The following is a 17,083-nucleotide window of genomic DNA, read 5'->3' as shown; positions in this document are numbered from 1 at the left end:
ATATTGTTTGGTTCAAAGTATTTATTAAAAATAATCAGCGGCATCTAATACTGGAATGGAAATACCCATTTGTGCACGAACAGGAGCGTAATCGTAAGCAACGTTAGCTCCTGCTGGTGCGGCTCTGTATGTACTAACACTCGTACCCGACATTAGAAGACCGGAGTAACAAGCTGGACGCTTCTTGTAGGTTTCAGCGGTTACATAATCTCCACACATAAACCCATATGAACCTAACGGAACCATAGGTAACGCAACGTTACCGGTAGCGGCATTCCATTGAATCTTAGCGGGGCTACCAGTTGAGTTCTCAAGGTAGTATGGAAATGTGACCATGCCACCACGCCAGATAACAGGAGGCCATGCAGAACTGAAAGTAACCTGACCTGCTGCATTACGTATCACAGTACCGAACCCACTAGACGGAATTGGTGGAGTAACACCCGTACTCACAACAAGGATCTGTACGTTAACAACAGTGCCACCAATAACTGAACCAGATGTACTACCATAACTCGTATATGTACGGATCTGATATGTAGCACGATCATAATATAAAGGTGTAGCTGTGTTCTCGAATCGAACAAATACTACACAACTATCACGATTGGGAATTGATGCTGGAAGTGTGAATGTACCGCTGATTGTTTGGGTAGTTCTGTATGTGACGTAACCAAAACGACTAACATCACTGATTGCACAGAAGTCCGTCGCATCATTCATTGCGATGCCATAGGTCTGCGGTTGTGCTGCTGGTACTTCGAATGAACTAATATCAAAAGTATTGGGTACATTTGGGTAGTACTGGTATGAACGAATCGTAAGAGCGTTACCACTGACTGAAGCACCCCTTAGTATATTAACTTTTGGAATACCATTATCAGGACTAGGCTGTACATATACTGCCTTGTTTGGAATACATAGATATGTACCACCTGTTGACGCTCTTTCAAGTGCTACAGTAGTTGCGACGTTATCACCAGTACCACTAAGTTGTATTTGATTTCGTCCTAAATGGCTTAGAATCCGTGAACTAGCAGTAACATCTATTCTCTTATCCCATCCATCAGGAGTAATTGTAAAACCCATTGCCATTTTTTATTTCCTTATTGGGGATAACCCCCATTATTATTATAATCTTCCAATTTGTACGCGTACTGTACCAGCACCATCAATAACTGCTAATCCATTACCATTTAGTACTACACGTCCATTACCATCTTGTGAACCCATCTGGAAGCCACCCGATTTATCAATGTACCAACCTTGAGTACCACCAGAACCAGGATAGTTATCAGAGAATATAGCCCCTGTAATCTTCGCATTATTAATACTTGCGTCTCGGATGAGTGCCCCGGTAATTTGGGCTTGGCCTATATTAGCTTCCATGATTGTAGCTTGGGCAATTTTTGCACCCTGAATAGTACCGTCGATAATCTTCGCATTGTTAACACTTAAATCTCTTATTTGAGCTGTACCGATTGCAGCATTTTGAATAACAGCATTATTTAAGAATGTCGTTCCATTCTGAACAACGAATGGATAAACCTTAGTACTATCACCTGCTGTTCCAGAACTAATCAAACTAAATCTGTCTGCGATAATAGTAAACACTGATTCTGTTCCAGAGTTTGCTAGTGCAATACCAGATACATATCCATTATTATTTACACTTACAGCCCAGCCTTTATATTTTGCATCATCAATAATCTGGGTCTTAACAGTGTTAAACTCAGAACTGGCTAGTACTCCATCAACAACATCATTATTCAACTGACTGAATGGAACTGAGGTTTGTTGTAAGAATGGTAATGTCGAAGTCCAGATAATCTCTGACACTCCGAATATATCAATCATACCAGCACGTACATAGTACTGACCATCATCAACAGTTACCCAATCACCCCATTGATTAGTACTGATATAGTTCTTAGCAATACTACTGAAGTTTTCAGTGTTACTTATCTGGATATATACACCCGCGTAATCTTTTACCTGTGAGTATGTAGGATCTGATGAGTCTATTGGGTTAGACCATTCAAATACAATCTGACCTATAACTGAACGTGCCTGGAAGCCCTTTAGAGCAGGTGCTTGTGGATTCTTAACCGTAATCCTTACTTCCTGTGAATAAGTCCCTGTAGTGCGTCCTAGGGCTGTTACGCCTAGTATCACGCTACGGTTCGTACCATCATTCTTGTTGTACTGGAACTGGTAGTTAAACTGGTTAGTACTTGAAAAATATGTATTAAGTAATGAGCCAGAAGTGTTATACACCTTGATTTGATAACGGCTGAAGTACTGACCAAACATCAAGCCATTTACTTTTAATGTTGATTGATCATCCCATCCGATAAGGAAATCACCACTGGTAGTGTTCGCACCACCCAAATCATTATTCTTTAGTACTAGATTTGTGATATTTGGTAGTGTGAATTCATAATCTGGACGTTGGTTAGTTAAACTTACCCTTGCCGATAGAATACCCAAGTTGTTATAGGCCATGACTGAGAAATCATAACTCACATCAGGGTCAAGGTTGAACACATCAAAGGTGTTCACGTACTGGTTAACCTGTCCTGCGTATGTCCATAAGGCCGCACCCGCGATCCTGTAGTACAAGTAATATCCACGTAAGTACTGGTCTGGTGAAGCAGTCCATGACATTGATACAACGTTACCCGATACTACTCCACCCTTTTTGATAACCTGTAGGTTTGATGGAGGCTGTACGGTGATTGTTGATAGTACTGAACCATCTACGGGGAAAATACCGGGATCTTCACCAGTGTAAACACCAGGGCTGTACTCAACACACGTTACTGTCATCATTCCGACGTTTTCATTATCAGTAACGATTTCTTTACCAAGTATACGATACTGTTTGTTATTGATTCCATACTCTGCAAAGTTTACGGTGATTACCTGCCACACCTGAAGGTTCCATGCTGAGTCAGTACTGAACACTAGGGTATTCTGTAAGTACTTCGATTTTAGAAGTTCAATATTGACTAGGTATGTTAACTGATCTTTATCATGTACGAATTCATATGACATTGCTTTAGCTATAATAGTACCGTCACTTTCAATGACTTCATTAGTAGCAATATCACTTGGAATACGAATTACATCAGTACTGTAACTATTGCCGATGTTTACCCAGCTTGCATCAATACAGTTAAAGTAATCTGCCGTACCAGTAGTAGTAAGTTTAACATTACCAAACATATTAGATTCATCAAATGTCGCAACACTTGAACCGGGTAAATCCATAGTTAGATATAACTTACCAGCATGAATATATGTAATACCACCAAAGGTCATTAAGATCTTTTCGATGTTACTTTTGTATGAATCACTGTAACTAATGTTACCAACTGATTTAAACCTGTACTGCTGGCAAAGGTTTGCCGCTGCCTGAAATGATGTTAAATCAATATTGTTTGGGTCAATTGACATACCATATTCAGTATTAGTTAGAAAGTCATACAATTGGCTTGGTGGATTTGAACTTGCTGCTATTTTACCAGTGTACAAATCACGGATTAACATACCCTTAATTTCACAAGTTAATACGTAGTTATCGTTTGTAAGAATATCTTTCTCAAGGCTGGTTTGTGTTTTCTTGATTACAGTACTGATCTGTACTACACCATTACCTTTAAAATTATTATTCCATTTATTACCAGCGTATTTTGTTGCTAGTGAATTAGTACCTGCATAAGATGATTTACCAAATCGTACCTCTAACTGCAAGTAAGGTCTGAACTTCTCTAGTATGTCAGATGGATTTACAACACCTTCATATGCTATTTGATTTGCCAGTACTGGCTCGTCGTCAAAGTAAATCTGATTTATCAAGTTACCAACTTCACCCATTGCTAAGGCATGTTGAGTAAAGAGGTACTGTGAACTATCATTCGATACGTTATACCATGGTACAATTGAACCAACTTTGCACCAATCATTAAGACCATCACCCCCATACAGGATTGGCATACCGCTTTGTGGAGCCGTTGAACGTGTTATAGTACTGGCAGTGTCATTATAACCCTGTGTATTAGGTGATAAAGAAGTAAGTGAACTAGATGCAATATAGCTTGCGGCTGCTGCACCTGCACCCCAGGCCGCTGCAACATAAAGGCTAGTACCTCCTGTGAATGCGGCGGCTGCAACTGCAACGCCCATAATAACAGCGGATAAAATACCGCCCCCTGAACTACTACCCATATTAACCTTCCCTGTTTATTCTATATATTTTACCCTTCAATTCCTTTGGGGTATGCACGTTTTTAAAGACGTGTCTTTCATGGTCTACTTCAATATAAGTTTCATGAAGGAATATACTAGCCATTATTCCTTCGATAATGTAGATATCACCAAGTATTGGTAGTTCTACTTCAGTACAATGTTTCTGTACTAGTTCTTCGAGGTCTTTAAAACCATTATTTTTTAGTATCTTTAAACCTTCTTTAATCGAAGTATAACCAGTTGCTTTTTCTGTGTAGTTGGTATCACATAGTAAATCGATAACTCTTAGTACTAAAATGTTACAATCATTAGTACCTATTACATATGGATTATTGATTGTGTCATCTGCGATTTCTACAATTTTATTTATCTTACTTCTCATTATTTAAATGCCCAATATTGTTGACTATGAATAATACCTAGTAATGAAAAGAATTCATCTCCGGGATGTGTTGACTGGTGTACTGAGTTAGCCGCAAGGGTTCGCATCTGTACATCTAGCTTATTCCATATACTGTTAATGTTTACTGTAATCTCATTGATGATTCCCTGACTCTGATTGTTTGCCGATACTTCGAAGTAATCGATATAACCACTAAACATCATGTCGTGATCAATTACGGTATTATCAGCGGGACTCATTATAGTTAGATAGATATTTACCTTTGCCTTGCGAAATGCTCCAGAAGTTGCCAGTACTCTAAAACTTGGCTCAACATTACTAATACGAAAACTTAAAGATTCATTCTGGATATCTTTCTGTTCATTGAATGTTGGGAAACTATTGTTAATAAAGTCGGGAAAACTGGTATATGTAATACCATTCGCCATTACGTCAGTGAATGCATCAGTAAGGTGTAACTGTGGTGCAGGACTACCCGGTACTGGATAGATATCAACACAACGTACTATTACACCAAGTGAAGTAACATCACTCATGGTTAAACGAGTTTTATTAGTACCACGTTTGAGATTATAAAAGTCTAGTAGTGTCTGATTAGTGAATACTGATTCGTTCATTAGTTTAAGTACTCCGTAGCTTTGAGTTGAATACTCATTACATTTTGTACCTGGATTTGATAGTCGTTATCAATGTCCAGTACAAATTGCCCCTGAATATTATTGAATTTAATATTTTCACCAGCCTGTACCTGTTGGCGTAGATTTGGGAATATGCTTAGTACACCGCTGGTGTTTGCAATAACGCGGTATATCTTTGAATGATTACTGAACTGAATCAATGAACCAACTTCAAGATTATTAGCTTGTGTATTCACTCTGTATGTACCAGCTGCTGTTACTGAGGTTGCTGATAGTGCTGAATTCTGAATACCCGTATATTGACTGAGATAACCTAAGTCCATCTGAAAAGGTCTAGCCTGTGAATATTGTGCTAAGAATTGTTTGATTTCTGCTTGGTCTTTCTGGTTGAAGTTCAGTGTAAACTGAATTTGATAGTACTGAATATTGGTACTACGGGTTATTAATGCACCGTTCCATGCCCTGTTAGAGTACATGGGTTCAGTACTGGTTAACTGGAATCCAGTTACTTTAATGTTGCTTGAAAATGCCATAGTGAATCCTCTTGGTTTCTGGTATTTATAAATGGAAAAAGCCCGGTTGCTGCTAAAAGGAATAAAACAGACTTATACCGGGCTTTAATTATTTATGCTTGTCAGTGTCTACCTTAGGAATCTCTTTATATAGAATATAACTTTCCTAAGGTAGACACTTCCCTTCAAAAGTTGATACTGTCTCGCTTAGGAATCTCTTTATATAGAATATAACTTTCCTAAGCGAGACACTTTAAGTAGTACGTGCCTGAGCATTCTTAACTGCCTGAGATACGCTATTCTGGTGCTTCTTAAGCATCGCCTGAAACTTAGTATCATCATCAGTACTGCCACCCTGAATAATCAAAGGTGCGTTAATTACCATCCCATCACCAGTACTAGTCTTACTTCCAGAGGATTGGTTATCTAGGAACTCTGTAAGGCGTTTGTTCTGGTCTTTCTGTACCACACGTTCGCCACCTTGTAGAATCCAGGTCTGGTCACCACTACCCGGTACTTCATCAATACCACTGTGTGCTTTACCAGAGGCGGCACCCTTTGCAGTTGTCACAATACTTGCACCAAGGCTTAGTACCTGAGCGTATGCCGCTAGGCTTGCCGGAAAAGGCGTTGCTAATGCAGAGGAAAGTGCCGTTTGCAGGTTCAACACAATCTGAGCCATTGAGATGCCTTTCTGTAGGGCGAATGCCGCACTCGCCGCACGACTTCCGGCACCCAGGGCACCACTGAGGATAGTACCCAATGATCCAGCAGAATCACTTAGAAGTGACATTTGAGCCTGAGTATTATCAGTTTCAGTGGCTAGGATTTGCTTTGAATACTTTTCCTGAATGGCCTTCTTACGCTTCTGATACTCTTCCTGAGAAGTACCCAACTGTCTGTTCAACTGTTCATTAATCTGAAGTTCAAGATCACGCTGTGCTTCAAGATCTTTCTTTTTCTTGTCTAGTACATTGTCATTATCAAACGGGTTTGTAGTACTATTACCGGGAGTTTCTAAACCAACACGTTGATCCTGTTGCTGTAGTAATCCTTTCATTTGGCTAGTACTTAACTGTCCTTCTAGACCAGAAAGATTTTCAGATAATCCACGTAGTTCTTTATTTGGGTCTGAGTACCCAATCATATCATCGATCATATCTTTGAATTTTTTCAAACGAGTTGCGTTTGCTTCATTCACGTAATGATCAATTTCATCTTGAGACTTTTTGAGAGTTACACCACTTTCTTTAATCTTCTTAACGATTTCGTCTTGTTGTCGGTTAAACTCTTTTACGCGTATAGCACCTTCAGTGATACCAGATTTACTAATCGCAGCATTCCAGTTATTGAGTGCTGTTTCTTCCTTCTTACGTTGTGCTTCGCGTTCACGTGCGGCCTTCTCTGCGGCTGCTTTAGCTTTTGCGGCTTCCTGATCTTTGTTTACCCATCCACCTTGTGGAGTTGCAGTACTGGCTTGTGGCTTTGGTGGAAAGTTATTATCAATATGGGCTGCATTCCATTCCTTTGTACCCGGAATAGTTTTAGCATCAACACCATCAATTGACCGTAACATTTTGGCAATTCCATTATCACCACCATAATAAAAACCACGGAACATTTCCCAGAAATCAGTACTGGTCCATTCTTTATTCATTAAGTTGAATAGTGTGTTTAAATCATCAATTGTTGGGCCTAATGCGTTTGCCATCCATAGGTGAAAACTAGTACTTAAAGAATCTACCTTAGTTTCAAAATCTGCAAACTTTGCAGCATTATCATTAGTTAAAAGTGCTGTTTGTCCCTGAATTGAATTCATTAGTTCAGTTGTATCATTGAACTTACTGAATACTCCAATTAACTTACTACCATCAGAACCAAGTGTTTCTAACATGTTAGTAATTTCGGCAGTACTTTTTCCCGCTTTACGCATTTGATAGAATGCTTCAGCAACTGAACGAATACCACCATCGGATTGATTCAAGTACTTATTGAAGTCCTGAATATTAATACCATATGCTTTCATATCACCAGCAGGTCCAGAACCATCACGGAAAGCATCTCCTAAGTGATCGAGTACATCACGGTTAAGGTCACCAAACTTTTCAACAGTGAATCCTAGTCCGTTAAACTGTTTTTCAAGTTTCTGTAATTGTTCAACAGTAAGTGAACTGGTTCGGGCAACTTCATTGTACTTATTAACATATTCAGTAGTTGAAGCTACAAGGCTATAAATGCCCCCAGCTACAATACCCATTGCACCAGCAGTACCGATTAGACCAGTACTAAGCCCGCCGAATCTGCCTGTTAGGTCGGTTACCTTGCCAGTTAAACCACCAAGTAGTTCACCTGACTCACTACCGAATTTTGTAATACTGTTAGTACCATCGGCAAGTGCTTTGCGTAAGCCAGTTACATCACCATCAACATTAAAAATTAGTTGATTATTTTTTGCCATCTTTATCATCCTTGATTGCTAGTGCCTTAATGGTATCGGCAATGTTATTAAATTGCTTTTGGGCTTCTTTATTTTTCTTCTGTTCTGCCTTATCGGATAGTTCACCTGTAGTAAGGTTTTGTAGAAGTCCGTAAAAGTCCCAATCCAGTACTGAAGCCTCTTTACGTCCACGTTCGCTAATATTACCTGAAGTAACAAGCATCAAGTGGCATAGGTTCGCAAACATCATCATGTCGTGTCTGCTTCCATTAGGCTCTATACGCTGGTCAAATATCATTAGTTGTTGAAATAATTCAGGGTCTAAATCATCAAGCTCTTGTGGTGAAAAGCCCCGTCGATGTATCATCTTCAGGGCAAAACGTAGATCTGGACTGTCTCTTACTTTTTTTCTAGTTCTTCAGATGGTGAATCACCAGTACTCCATAGGTCTAAACAATGCTGGAATAGTTCACCCGCAATTGAAGCATCAATTTCATTTACATCAATAGTAGTTTCATCTCCACCATCACTGAAAGCTGGATAACCAGTACTATCACGACATACGCAATTGATTAAAGTATTTTTCATGTCCTTACATTCATCAAACTTAGATAGGCTAGGTTTGCGTACGTAAAGAGTAATATCACCACCAACAGTAACTTCTGTTAGTTTTGGAGCTAGTTTATTTTTAAGTTCGTTTAATAGACTCATTTTAATTTCCTTTTAATTGAGTTAATTATTTTGTAATTACTGCTGCTACTACCGGGCCGCCATCAATTGCTAGGGTGAATTCCTTAGTAACTACTTCGTCTTTACCACCGGCTACGGTATCAGCACTTACGAAAGCGTTGTATACTACATAGTAACCAGTAGTACGGGTTGCATCCTGGAAGTACTCCAATTTAACCTGAATACGTTTCTGTGTATCACTAGCAGAAATTAACTGTTGATGTACTGCATTATCTGGAATCCAGTTAACACTAATTGAAACATCGGGAACTGCCTTGGATCCAAGAAGTTTGCGATTGTATAGTTGATTGAAAGTTACTACATCAATAACGGTAGAAGTACCGCCAGAAGTTGCGAAGGTTGCGATTTCTGGTACTTCAGTCCATGCAGCAGATTCAGTAGAACCAGCAGTACCGATTGAAACACCAAGGTTAGCACCAGCAAAAATATCCATTGCCATATTTTATATCCTTATATAAGTTTAGTTGGTAGGCACTGCCTGTGCCTACTCTTGTTTATTTATCTGATTGGAGAGCATTGATTTTTAATTGCATTGCTTCAATTTTTGAATTTAATTCTTTGATTGATTCAACTAACAGACCTGCTAATTCACCATATGATACTGCTTTAACATCTTTGATAGTATCACCAGCTTTATATTCACCAGTATCATTCTGGAAGGTATAAGAACCCACATTGAATACTGCTTCAGGTAATACGTTTTCAATATCATCAGCAATTAGACCAGTACTTTTAGTTCCATCACGTGTATATGTGTATCCAGTTAATGAATTTACTTTTTCAATTGGATTGATGATTACTTCCAAATCTGTTTTAAGTCTAATATCAGAACCGTTTAACCAGCTTCCATTTGCTGCTAAAGCAGAACCACTATTTAAGAATTGCCACTGAGAGGAAACACCAAAACCATCAAAGAAAATTTGAGCATATGCTTTTGAACCAACTTCTTCAACAGTACGGAACAATGAGAAAGCACCACGTGAATCACTATTTGCACCACGTCCGGCAAGGTACTGGAAATATCCACTTCCATAATAAGCACCATTTGATAATGTTGCCCCGATAAGCTCAATGCCACCACCACCATTAATAGCAAATCCACCATTATTAATAGCTATACTACCATTAACAGTGCCGCCAGACTTACCATTAATTGAACTTAGGCGTGTATCAGTACTTAATACTAATTCACCACCAGTACTTGGCATTGTCCATTCTGTATTTACTACTGAACCACCAGTACTATCAGCTAAACCAAGTGCTAATGTTTTTGCACCGCCACCAACTAATTTGCTACGAACACGTGAAACTAAGTAATCAGCTCCATTAAGTTGTAAGTTACTTCTAACATCACCACCATATACAACGGCACCAGTTGCAGGTACAGCACTCATACTATTAATGACATTAAAGTTAGTACTGGCTGCTGAATAGATGCTGTTTACACGAATTAACCAAATACCAATTGCTAATACCGGTCTGATTTCACTTTGATTACCATATACACTACTTGATCGACTTGCATCAAACATAATAGTTGAATATGAATTGACCGATGTTCGAGTACCGCCAGTAATCACGGATGTTTGAGTAGCAATTGAAGGATCTGGATACATCGAACCTGAAGCACCAGCAACTGGAGAGAATCCACTACCTGAAGGATCATAACCATGCATTGATAGTAAAGCTGTAATATTCGGTGCTGCTGATGGTAGTACTGAGCCTACACTTGAACCTTTATCACCACGTAGGAAAGGAAGTAATGATCCTGATTGCTGAGCATTTAGATCTGGCATACGGAAAGTACTACTACCATTACCTAATGAATAACATGCTCTGTAAGTGGCTGCTGATATCCATGATGCGTCTGTTACGCTGACAAATACGCCATTATTGATTGCGTTCCAGATCTCTGGGTAGTCTGCACGGTTTAGTACTTGTCCATCTGCTGCTACATATCCTGCTGGTATCTTCGCACGCGTACCTAAGTACCATTCAACCGCACCCGTAAAGTTATTCATTACCCCATTTAGCGTTGCTCCACCTGACCCACTGCCAGAGGTTGCCGCTTGTAGTTGACGTAATGTAATAGCGTCTGCGTCTGCCTGACCATCACCGCCTAAGCGTAAAGGACCAGATAAAGATGTGAGGCCAGTAATGTCGCTGTTAACACCAGTCTTTGCCGCACTTAAGGCAGTACGGGCCGCTGCTGGAGTACTTGAACCAGTACCGCCACTACTAACGCCCAAAGGCTGTGCTAGGGTTAATGAGTCTGCCTTTACTGCCCCTGTGAAAGTACCAGTACTACCAGAGATAGTCCCTGCTGTTAGATTACCAGTACTGACAGCACCACTAAAGGTAGCACTAGTACCGGTCAAAGCACCGCTTAAGGTCAATACACCTGCGGTTGTAGAACCCGTTACTTCAAGATCTTTAGTAGTTGCTTTATTCTGAATGGTTGCATTCTGTAGTGTTAAACTATTAACAGTTAGATTACCCGTTATACTCGCTGAGTCTGCCTGTACTGCCCCACTGAAGGTAGCGGTAGTACCGGTTAGTGCATCAGATAGTGTTGTTGCACCTGCTGATAATGCCCCACTGAAGTTTGCTACAGTACCGTTTAAAGTACCAGATAGAGTACCGCCAGTTAAAGATAGTGCTGATACATCAGCTGGAGTAAGAGTAATGTTAGTACTTAAGGCTTTACCATTAACAGTACGAGCCATTGGTACATAGTAGCCATCTGTCTGTACTTTAGTTGGGATTAGTTGCCAGTTATTACTTTGATTCTTTCCATATAAACTAAAAGTACCAGATTCAGTCATTACTAGTTTTGTAGTATTACCGTTATCAACATTGGCAATACCAAGTAAATCTACCCCTGCTGGGTTTTGTGCCTGACTTGATGGTACTTTAATGAATGAGTTGCCGGAAGGTGTTTCTGATTCTAATTGTGGAATGTCTACGCCATTGGCACCAACACCATAATCACCTAATTTTAAGTCTGCCATTTCTGTTGCTGTCCCTCTGGCTATAATGTCTTCAGCCGTGAAGACATATGTTTTTCGTACTACATCATCTTTACCACCAGATAGATTAGTACTACTGACATATCCCGAAAGGATTGCGTAGTGTTCTTCTAAGCTATCTTGTGTTTCATATAGTGACACTTTAATTTGAAATTTGTTTTGATTTGCATACATAGAATCTAAAAATCTATGGGTAACATTATCCGGGATATAGTTCACAACTATGTTTACGGATTGAATGCTTTTGTTACCTGCAATAATACCAGCATACTCATCTTTATAAGTATCGTACTGGTTCATATCGCTTTGTATTTTTACTTCTGGAAATGCTCCAAGCTCATCAATGTTAACATATGTCGGAGCATTTGGGATGTTGTTTCCTGCGTCCGTGTTATAGAATATCTTGGTAACATTCCCGACGAAAATACCGCTCATGGGATTACCTCGCTAGTGTTAAGTAATTTAGAGTCATACTAATTACAATTGTATTTAGTCCACTAGTTGGATCGTAATCATCCTGAGTTTGTGAATTAGTAACAGTACTGACCTGTACATTAATACCATTTGCATCAAGAACGAACCTTTCAGACATTAGATAATCATAGGCTTTCTGAATTGCTTCCTGATTATCTTCAACAGCCTTTGAAGTACATACAACATCAAAGGTAAATTGAGTACTGGTATTACGTCCCATGGGTATATTGGCACTAGTTTCAATACAGTTAGTGAGGTATAAGATATATGGTAAAGCGTCTGAGTTAATTGTTTTTGGTGAAATTACCGTGAGTCCCAAAGAAAAAAAGGAATCTACGATAAGATTTTTTAGTTTAAATAAAATCATTCGTGATCCCTGAAGTAGTAGTTAGACAACCCCGAAAGATCATCCACTATGTTATAAATTTCTTGTAGTACTCCACGATACGTAAATGTATCTGTGTAGTTTGCTTTACCAGTGGCAGTAGTAAAGTAATGTTCTTGTGTTTCAACAATTCCACTATCAGTATCAATACCAACAGTTTCTTGTTCGAATATTACTGTTAGCTTCTGTCCACTGGTTAAAGTCATAGATTCACCAAAGGCATTAAGAAAGACGTTTAATTGTGAATTATTAAACGCTCTCATAATTATTACGCCTTAGCTAACTTCATTACGTAGAATGCTTCTTCGTGTGCTACAGCATGGTCGATGTAAGCGAAGGTACGTAGTACGATGCCTTGTGAAGCACGTAGTGTAGTATCATCACGATCAACTGCTAGGCCACCCCATGAAGCTAGGATAACTTCAGAGAAGTCACCAAGTACAATCTGACCAGCTGCAACTTGAGTAGATTCAATTACACGTACTGAATCACATAGCCATGCTTCAAAACGGAAGCCTTCGATCATGTACTTAGCTGCGGTGTTATTACCTACTAGAGTACTACGTAGAGTAGCAGCAGTAGTTGGGTGAACAACAGCAACAACAGAATCTAAACGAACGTTTGCGGTAGCTAGTACTGCTAGTGCTTTCTGAACATCTTCCTGAGTAGGTGCAGCAGTTAGTGTTTCATTCGGTGCAGCAGCAACGATTTGATCTAGAATTAGACGCTCTAGCTTTAGACCAGCACCGCGTACCATTGCGTCTTGAACATAACGTTCAGCAGTATCAGCAGATTTGATTAGAGTACGAGTAATTGGCACTGAACCACTAAAGGTCTGAGGCTTTAGTACTAGACGTTCGAAAGATGCATCAACTAGTGGGGAATCCGCACCTTCAGCAATCATTGTGAACATTTGCGTAAAGTCACTAGATAGCTTTGGTAGTACTAGATTACCTTCACCTTCTAGGCCAGAAAATACTTGAATAGGTAATTGAGCAAAGATTGAGTTAGCACGAAGAACATCGATGTATGAGTCTGCGTATACTTCTTTAACTAGAGCACCGCCAGTAGCAGGAGCAGTAGAAGTTTGGCGTACTAGTTCATTTGCTGGAACTTGTACACGGTCGCCTTTGAATTCTTCACCAGCAGCAGCAGAGCGAATTAGGCCATTAATAACTGATTTAGTCATTGGTTTGTTATCCTTAACGTTAGGTTTTTTATTATTTAATTGACGTTTGAAATCGGTGATTGAAATTCCTTTTTCAATTGCTTCCGATACATCAATATGTAGTACTGAACCGATTGCGGTTAACTCGCGTTTACGTTCTTCTTCTGCAATATCTTCAGTAGTAGTTTCGTCGGTATCAATTTCTTCTTCATCTTCATCAATTTCTTCCATCTCGCGACGGTCAATTTCATCAGAAGGTTCATTACTATTTAGTGTTTCAGATTCTGTATCATCAGAACCTTCAACATTTGCAACTGCTGCGGTATCATCATTGACTACTTCTAGAGTTTCTTTAATATCGTACTCTTCATTGTCTAGACGTACTTCATCAGTTTCCGTTTGTTCGTTTTCCATTTCTGTTCCTTCAGAGTTTGTTTCATCTGAAGTATTTAGTTCTTTCTTATTTGCAGTTTCTAACTGGTATTCAAAATCATCACTACGGCCAACACCAACAGTATCATCAGCGGGTACTGTTACTAGTGAGATTTCATAAATCTCATAGTTAGTAACCATGATGTTATTACCATCCATGTAGTAATCGTAAATGTTATATCCAATGCTTACAGAATTTAGAATTCCTTCTTCCACCATCTGGAACATAGTATTACCCATACCAGCAGCACTTATTTTAATTTGTGCACGGCCTACTTTATCTGGGTCGATTCTTGCACTAATAACTTTACCAAGTAGAATATCTCTGTTGTGATTAAAGAGTACTGGACCACCACGCCCATTATTAAGGCGTGATAGATCTACATTCTCTGGATTACACAATAGGATTTCATAATATAACTGGTCATCAATAATACGACTAACGGGAGTTTCACTTACGAATGCGAGTTCAATAGTACGTTTATCAACATCAATATCACTAACACTAATTTCACGCGTCTGGTGAATCTGTTTGATTTTCATTATCTGGGTCATCCTTGTTATTTTCAGTACTTCCCTGTACTGTGTTTCTTTCTTTCTCTATATCGTCGAAAACAATCCGTGCATCACCACCCATTTCACTGATAATCTGAGTCTTACTAACTAGACCTGCATCGAGTAAAGCTACACTTGCTTGTATGTCTTTTAGTGGATCAAGGCTGATTGGTTTTTGTGGGATGTATCTTGCACAAATCAAATCTTCGAAATCACTAAAAGATAATCCGAGGTTTTGATTGTTAATCATTTCGTTTTTCAACCAAGTGATATAAATCTTCTTTAGTACTTTATTTATCAGTAGATTAGTACGAGTACCAAAAGTGGTTGCCTGTAAACGTTCTGCCAACTTCGCGGCGGAAAAAGAGGCGTTTCCCGTGTCTCCAAGTAGTGACTGTTGAGTAACGTTTAAACCCATTGATATTTGTTTCATTAACTCATTAGTGAATTCCTGAATGTGATCAACCCCAGCTTGTGGGTTTACTGACTTAACATCCTGATTCTGTGAGAGTTCATAAATCGCACCAGCTTCAAGGTATTCATAGTACTTTGCAGCCTCGTCACTTTCACCGGCTGTTAGTTCAACGTTTTCAGTACTTCCATTGTTGTTAGTAATAAATGCCATTGAACTTGCTGCAACACGTTTTGCAACTAATGCTGCTTCAGTAAAGTTCTTTAAGTCTTCGAGTGTTTTGTTAGTACTGACTAAATCGGGAATTCCCCTTTCCTGCCCTTGGAAATCAGATATCATATAATGACAGATTTCATCCGCTGGGATAATGTCATAACTTACTGCATCATAGGTATATGTAATTGGGTTGTATTGACAGAAGTAATAGTTAACTGGCTTGTGATATTTATCAAACTCGATTCCATTACTGATATAGTTACCATTTCCTAGCCATTGGTTATTTAGCTGAGTTAATCTACTTGCGTCCAGTATCTCAATCTTAACAGTACAGTTAACGTTATGAATACGTACGAATCCTTCACCATCAGTTACACGTACTTTCTCAAGTACTTGTAAGAATGAATCAAGGCTTAGTTGTCCATCCATGCTAAAACGTTCTGCGTTATACGCCCAACGATCAAATAGCTTTTCAAGTTTCTTGTTTACTTCGTGTGTTTCATCTGGGGTGTAACGTTCTACCTGTACATCTGGTTTTACATAGATACCCAATGAACCAACAACACCATCTACTGAAAGATTCATGTACTTACGTGCGATTGGATTATGTATACTTGCCTCACGGCTTGTATTACGGAAATCATTCAAGAACCAGCGAAGAATGTTATTTATATTGTTACTTGCGATACCACTGGTAAAACCAAAGTTGATTACACCACCGCTTGCATTATGACCAGTACGGATATTCTGTAGTTCACGCTGTAGGCTTGATTTCTGTGGGATCTTTGCAGCGATCTTATCTTTCTTTGGTAGTTCTGCTGGCTGTGGTTGTTTCTTTCTGAACATATTAAACATTATCTAGTACCCCATCTATTTGGATAGTTGGGATCGCGAAGCATAGTTACAGACTTGATTGGCCTTCCGTTTCCGTTCGCTGGTTGGTCATTCATAATTGACCATAGAGCATTCGCTCGCTTAACATATCGGATTCTTAGATTTTCAAGTGCTGCTAAGTTTTCACTGACCAACGTTTTATTATTAATTGTGGTACTATATACACCACCGCCATTTACCTTAACGCGTATTACTTCATCTAATTCTTTAATCATTGAAATTAGTTCTGCGTACTCCTGAGTATTCTTACTGGCGTCAATGATTTCAGTAGTGAACATTTCACTATCTGTATTCATGACGTTCTTATAAGTAACTAAAGTACAAAATAACTTATCACTAGCAACGTTTTGTACGATATCGAACGTAAAGGTTTTATCTACGTCCGATTGACTATTGTCTAGTTTTTCAGATTTTGCAGTTGTGATACTACATAGGAAAAGAATAGAATAGGCGGGAACGATTACAGTACAGGTATATGGTACTGTTGGGATGTATAACTTTTCTGGTAAAAGTCTTGCCATTTTATT

At 39.1% G+C, this 17,083-nt stretch carries 15 protein-coding genes; all 15 read right to left on the bottom strand.

The genetic code is table 11. The features are described from left to right. Positions 1-24: 24 nt before the first annotated feature. The 15 genes from IBT54_RS04925 to IBT54_RS04855 all read right to left on the bottom strand — a co-directional run bounded on the left by IBT54_RS04925 (position 25) and on the right by IBT54_RS04855 (position 17,077). The gene (locus tag IBT54_RS04925) at positions 25-1,095 is read right to left on the bottom strand and encodes a DUF6453 family protein (protein ID WP_201251698.1); all 1,071 of its coding nucleotides are present in this window, start codon (positions 1,093-1,095) and stop codon (positions 25-27) included. Positions 1,096-1,131: 36 nt separating this feature from the next. Next, on the bottom strand, positions 1,132-4,230 hold the full coding sequence (locus IBT54_RS04920; protein ID WP_201251697.1) for a fibronectin type III domain-containing protein: 3,099 nt from the start codon (positions 4,228-4,230) through the stop codon (positions 1,132-1,134). A 1-nt stretch (position 4,231) separates the two neighbouring features. Further along, positions 4,232-4,633 carry a hypothetical protein gene (locus tag IBT54_RS04915; RefSeq protein WP_201251696.1) on the bottom strand — a complete coding sequence of 134 codons (402 nt, stop codon included), beginning with the start codon at positions 4,631-4,633 and terminating at the stop codon, positions 4,232-4,234. Continuing rightward, on the bottom strand, positions 4,633-5,271 hold the full coding sequence (locus tag IBT54_RS04910; RefSeq protein WP_201251695.1) for a DUF2163 domain-containing protein: 639 nt from the start codon (positions 5,269-5,271) through the stop codon (positions 4,633-4,635). The genes IBT54_RS04915 and IBT54_RS04910 overlap by 1 nt, the downstream gene beginning before the upstream one ends. Continuing rightward, on the bottom strand, positions 5,271-5,825 hold the full coding sequence (locus tag IBT54_RS04905) for a hypothetical protein (RefSeq protein ID WP_236262922.1): 555 nt from the start codon (positions 5,823-5,825) through the stop codon (positions 5,271-5,273). Before IBT54_RS04905 ends, IBT54_RS04910 begins: the two co-directional genes overlap by 1 nt. A gap of 232 nt (positions 5,826-6,057) precedes the next feature. Next, the gene (locus tag IBT54_RS04900) at positions 6,058-8,262 is read right to left on the bottom strand and encodes a hypothetical protein (protein WP_201251694.1); all 2,205 of its coding nucleotides are present in this window, start codon (positions 8,260-8,262) and stop codon (positions 6,058-6,060) included. Then, positions 8,249-8,494: a hypothetical protein gene (locus tag IBT54_RS04895; protein WP_201251693.1), complete on the bottom strand. Its 246-nt coding sequence runs from the start codon at positions 8,492-8,494 to the stop codon at positions 8,249-8,251. The genes IBT54_RS04900 and IBT54_RS04895 overlap by 14 nt, the downstream gene beginning before the upstream one ends. 146 nt (positions 8,495-8,640) lie before the next feature. Then, positions 8,641-8,952, bottom strand: coding sequence for a hypothetical protein (locus IBT54_RS04890; protein WP_201251692.1), 312 nt, complete (start codon positions 8,950-8,952; stop codon positions 8,641-8,643). Between the two features lie 25 nt (positions 8,953-8,977). Further along, positions 8,978-9,430, bottom strand: coding sequence for a phage tail tube protein (locus IBT54_RS04885; protein WP_201251691.1), 453 nt, complete (start codon positions 9,428-9,430; stop codon positions 8,978-8,980). A gap of 55 nt (positions 9,431-9,485) precedes the next feature. After that, positions 9,486-12,455 (bottom strand): tail fiber domain-containing protein, encoded by a 2,970-nt coding sequence (locus IBT54_RS04880; RefSeq protein WP_201251690.1) that lies wholly within the window; start codon positions 12,453-12,455, stop codon positions 9,486-9,488. A 4-nt stretch (positions 12,456-12,459) separates the two neighbouring features. Further along, positions 12,460-12,861 carry a hypothetical protein gene (locus tag IBT54_RS04875; RefSeq protein WP_201251689.1) on the bottom strand — a complete coding sequence of 134 codons (402 nt, stop codon included), beginning with the start codon at positions 12,859-12,861 and terminating at the stop codon, positions 12,460-12,462. Beyond that, on the bottom strand, positions 12,858-13,142 hold the full coding sequence (locus IBT54_RS04870; RefSeq protein ID WP_201251688.1) for a hypothetical protein: 285 nt from the start codon (positions 13,140-13,142) through the stop codon (positions 12,858-12,860). The genes IBT54_RS04875 and IBT54_RS04870 overlap by 4 nt, the downstream gene beginning before the upstream one ends. Positions 13,143-13,147: 5 nt before the next feature. Continuing rightward, positions 13,148-15,022: a phage major capsid protein gene (locus IBT54_RS04865; RefSeq protein WP_201251687.1), complete on the bottom strand. Its 1,875-nt coding sequence runs from the start codon at positions 15,020-15,022 to the stop codon at positions 13,148-13,150. Further along, positions 14,991-16,517 (bottom strand): phage portal protein, encoded by a 1,527-nt coding sequence (locus IBT54_RS04860; protein ID WP_236262916.1) that lies wholly within the window; start codon positions 16,515-16,517, stop codon positions 14,991-14,993. The genes IBT54_RS04865 and IBT54_RS04860 overlap by 32 nt, the downstream gene beginning before the upstream one ends. Beyond that, positions 16,517-17,077: a hypothetical protein gene (locus IBT54_RS04855; protein WP_201251686.1), complete on the bottom strand. Its 561-nt coding sequence runs from the start codon at positions 17,075-17,077 to the stop codon at positions 16,517-16,519. Before IBT54_RS04855 ends, IBT54_RS04860 begins: the two co-directional genes overlap by 1 nt. Positions 17,078-17,083 lie beyond the last annotated feature (6 nt).

Origin of the sequence: Pantoea sp. S62 (assembly GCF_016658625.1) — a bacterium.
Classification (GTDB): Bacteria; Pseudomonadota; Gammaproteobacteria; order Enterobacterales; family Enterobacteriaceae; genus Pantoea; species Pantoea vagans.
The sequence above is the reverse complement of the archived record's forward strand: the minus strand, read 5'-3'. Positions and strand labels throughout refer to the sequence as shown.